The sequence below is a fragment of the Acinetobacter sp. UBA6720 genome, from assembly GCF_002454215.1.
GTDB lineage: Bacteria > Pseudomonadota > Gammaproteobacteria > Pseudomonadales > Moraxellaceae > Acinetobacter.
Window position 1 is genome coordinate 1 of record NZ_DKIK01000162.1, and the last position, 4,169, is coordinate 4,169.

4 protein-coding genes are annotated in these 4,169 nt (G+C 43.1%); all 4 read left to right on the plus strand.

Annotated elements, in window-relative coordinates; all coding sequences use genetic code 11:
- The first annotated feature begins 159 nt into the window (after positions 1-159).
- Positions 160-1,191: a DUF932 domain-containing protein gene (locus B4F08_RS14030; RefSeq protein ID WP_262578795.1), complete on the plus strand. Its 1,032-nt coding sequence runs from the start codon at positions 160-162 to the stop codon at positions 1,189-1,191.
- 156 nt (positions 1,192-1,347) lie between these two features.
- Positions 1,348-2,385, plus strand: a complete 1,038-nt coding sequence (locus tag B4F08_RS14035; protein WP_262578797.1) for a YqaJ viral recombinase family protein — start codon at positions 1,348-1,350, stop codon at positions 2,383-2,385.
- Positions 2,386-2,560: 175 nt separating this feature from the next.
- On the plus strand, positions 2,561-3,460 hold the full coding sequence (locus tag B4F08_RS14040) for a hydrolase or metal-binding protein (RefSeq protein WP_291374872.1): 900 nt from the start codon (positions 2,561-2,563) through the stop codon (positions 3,458-3,460).
- A 242-nt stretch (positions 3,461-3,702) separates the two neighbouring features.
- Positions 3,703-4,169 (plus strand): type I restriction-modification system subunit M N-terminal domain-containing protein (locus B4F08_RS14045; protein ID WP_291374873.1); only part of this gene is annotated, 467 nt, incomplete at its 3' end.

The window sequence follows — 4,169 nt, forward strand, 5'->3', positions numbered from 1 at the left end:
CAGTATCTCTGTCTGGATTGCCAACAAGCGTTTGCATGGGTGCCGTAATCGCATCTCTAACTTTACACGGTTACATCTTTGAATAGATGGATTGTTTAAACCCTTACAGCACATTTCTGCATCTTTACATCTTTCACTTTTATTTACGGAATAATCAAAATGGCACATCAACTTGAACAAATGGCCTATGTCGGTGAAACTCCTTGGCATGGCTTAGGCAACCAGCTCACCCAAAACCAACCGATTGAAGTTTGGGCACAGCAGGCAGGTATGGACTGGCGTATTGAATCTTCAGATGTCAGCTATATGGCTAAAAATGATCGTGGTCAAAGCATCATTATGCCCTATGAAGAACAACGCGTTTTATATCGCTCGGACACCCATGCACCATTGTCTGTGGTCAGTCAACGTTATCAGGAAGTACAACCCAAACAGATCTTGGAGTTTTATCGTGATCTGACCGAGCAATCAGGCTTTGAACTAGAAACTGCTGGGGTACTCAAAGGCGGGAAGAAATTCTGGGCATTAGCCAAAACTGGACAAACTTCTGCTTTAAAAGGCAAAGATGTCAGTAATGGCTATATTCTCTTAGCCACAGCTTGTGATGGCACCTTAGCAACTACGGCACAATTCACCAGTATTCGTGTGGTGTGTAACAATACTTTAGCGATTGCTCTGAAAGGTCAGAACAGCAGTGCAGGTGTGGTTAAAGTACCGCACAGTACCAAGTTTGATGCAGAGAAAGTGAAACAGCAATTGGGTATTTCAGTTCGTGCATGGGATGAGCACATGTATGAAATGAAACAGCTCACACAGCGTAAGGTGAGTCAACAGGAAGCCAAGGCTTACTTTGATGCCGTCTTTAATAATAGCACCATATCAATTTCCGATCCTGAAGAAAACATTATTCAGTTCTATCGTAATGTCGCGCAGCAAGCTCAGGAGAAAAAGCCTGAATCGAATGGTCGTGCCATGAATAAAGCTTTAGAGATGTTTAATGGGCAAGGACGTGGTGCTGACCTGTCATCCGCCAAAGGCACTACTTATGGCTTACTGTGTTCCATCACAGAATTTGTGGATCATGAACGTCGTGCGATGAGTACTGATCACCGCCTCGATTCGGCATGGTTTGGTGCAGGCGCAGGTCTCAAACAACGTGGACTCGAACAGGCTTTACGTATGTTGGCCTAACTGTAAGCGATCTATTGATAGCCTAAGCAGATTCATCGCGATATCACCATACTTAAACGCTTAACCTTACAAATGATTTAATTCATTCATTCAAAAGCTGTGTCTACGGACACGGCTTTTTTTATGCCCCAAATTTAACAATGACAGGAAATAGTTATGAACACAGCTTTAATTCAACCAAACAATGCAACACTGAATATACATGCTAACCGACCAAAACTGTTTACCGCAAAACGCTTCGTAGAGACTAAAAATATGACTCAAGCTGAATGGCTGGAAGTCAGACGCAAGGGTATAGGAAGCAGTGATGCCGCAGCCACCTGTGGCATAAATCCTTATATGTCGATGCTAGAAATGTGGATGATTAAAACAGGACGTGTACAGCAAAACATTGAAGATGAAAGCTCAGGGCATGCACCTTTATATTGGGGTAAGCAATTGGAACCCTTGGTCGCAGAATACTACAGCATGCACACCAACAATAAAGTCCGTCGGGTCAATGCGGTACTGCAGCATCCTGATCCTGATAAAGCCTTTATGTTGGCGAACTTGGATTATGTCGTGGTGGGCAATGAAGACGTGCAAATACTGGAATGTAAAACAGCAGGTGAGCATGGAGCAAAATTGTGGCGTGATGGTGTGCCTTTATACGTGCTTTGTCAGGTACAACATCAACTGGCGGTGACTGGTAAACAGGCAGCGCATGTTTGTGTCTTGATCTGTGGGCATGAAACCAAGATCTTCAAAGTGACACGATCAGAATCCGTGATTGAGCATATTGTTCAAGCAGAACGATATTTCTGGGAATGCGTGGAAAAGGATACACCACCATCCGTGGATGCAAGTGAATCCGCAGCTAAAGCGATTCAACAACTTTATCCAGCGCATGTACCTTTAACCGTAGAGGATCTCTCGCAAAATGAAAATGCCAATTTGATGTTCGACCAGCTCATCAAAATGAAGGAAGAGATTCAGCATCAGCAGGAACGCTTTGACCAGCTTAAACATGAAATCCAGATGATGATGCAAGACAAGGAAAGGGCAGTCTTTGCAAATGGCTCGGTAGTTTGGAAGAAAGCCAAGGATTCTATCAGTCTAAATACCAAGGCATTGCTTCAGCATCAGCCTGAACTCATTGAGCTTTATCCACTTCAAAAGCAGGGCAGTCGTCGATTCAACATCTATACCGACTAAGTCTATTTCAGCCCATTTAAATAGCGATGCGCAAAAACCGCTCCCCGCCCTCCATTCGCTAGGAATAGAGGGTAAACGGTCGCGGCTTTTGTAGCGAGCTATATACATATTTCTTGAATCAGGTGATCTACATAAAGCTGGATGATCTGTAAAAAATCAAATTGAGGAAAATAAAATGATAAAAGGTTTAGCGATTACACCACCAGCTCTGGGACGTATCAGTATTGGTCGGGTAGTAGAAAAGAATGGAAAACGCCTACCTGAAAAGGATGATCAGTTCACTATTACTTCCCAGATCCAAAGCAAAGAAGGATGGGTGAAACATCCACTGGATGAACAGCTTCGAGCCAAAGTACCGAATCAGAAACTCCGCTCAATTCCTGTACGGATGATATTTAATGATCCTGAACTCAATTTACGTGCAGAATATAGCTTGTTTGATCGACAGACTGGAAGACCTATCTGTGTCGGTAATGGAGAAACCTGCCAGCGTTTAACCAATCAAGGCGTGGAGCAACTTCCCTGTCCATCCCCTGATTTGTGTCCATTGGCTCAAGGAGGGAACTGCAAGCCCTATGGGCGTTTGCATGTGAACTTGGATGAGTCGGATGAATTTGGAACCTTCATCTTTAGAACCACGGGCTTTAACAGTATTCGGACTTTGGCTGCACGGCTGAGTTATTACCACGCAGCTTCGGGAGGCTTGTTGTCATGCCTCCCATTGCAATTGATATTGCGGGGCAAGAGTACGACACAGAGTTATCGTCAGCCCGTGTATTACGTGGATTTAACTTTAAGGGACGGGATCAGTTTAAATGAAGCGATTATTCAGGCGAAGCAGATTGATGAGCAGAGTAAGCAGGCAGGGTTTTATCAGGAGGCTTTAGACTTTACCGCAAGGAAGGGTTTTGCCAATGCACGGTTTGAAACGGATATAGAGGAAGGGTTCGATGTGCTGGAGGAATACTACCCTGAACAAGAACAAAACCGTACGGTGGAGCAACAAGCTTCGCCTGAAGGGTTTGTGCAGGATATTCAGCAAGGGTTACAGCGATCAGTCAGACCCGTCAACTAATCGATTGGTTGGAATAGAGCAGCTTTCTAGGTTGCTCTTTTTTTTACGACAGTATTAGTCGTGGGAGTTGTCAAAGTACTATTTTAGCTATAGTTATCCCGTTAAAATGACAGGACTTTATTAATCTCTATTTTTTTTGTTAAGTGCATGACTTTTAATAGGTCGTAGATATGCTAACTTAGCAACATTGTTTAACATTAAGTATAAAACCAAAGCGGTTGATCTTGGATTGAGGAAATAAAATGCATTCATTGGAACAAAAATTTCTAAATGACTTAGATGACAAGCTTTGGAAAGCCGCCGATAAATTACGCAGCAGTCTAGATGCAGCCAACTATAAGCATATTGTTTTAGGGTTGATTTTCTTAAAGTACGTTTCAGATGCTTTCGATGAACGACAGTCTGAGCTCAAGACTTTATTCGCTCATCAAGATGACAACAATATCTACTACATGGCACGTGATCACTATGATAGCGATGAAGAATACCTACAGGCTATTGCTGACGAACTAGAAATACTGGATTACTACCAAGAAAAAAACGTATTTTGGGTGCCCAAAGCAGCACGTTGGTTAAGTATCCGCAATGCAGCAGCTTTACCAATTGGCTCAATCATTTGGCAGGATGAGCAAGGACAGGACGTGAAGTTACGCTCTGTATCTTGGTTGATTGATAATGCTTTTGATGAAATTGAAAAAGCCAATCCAAA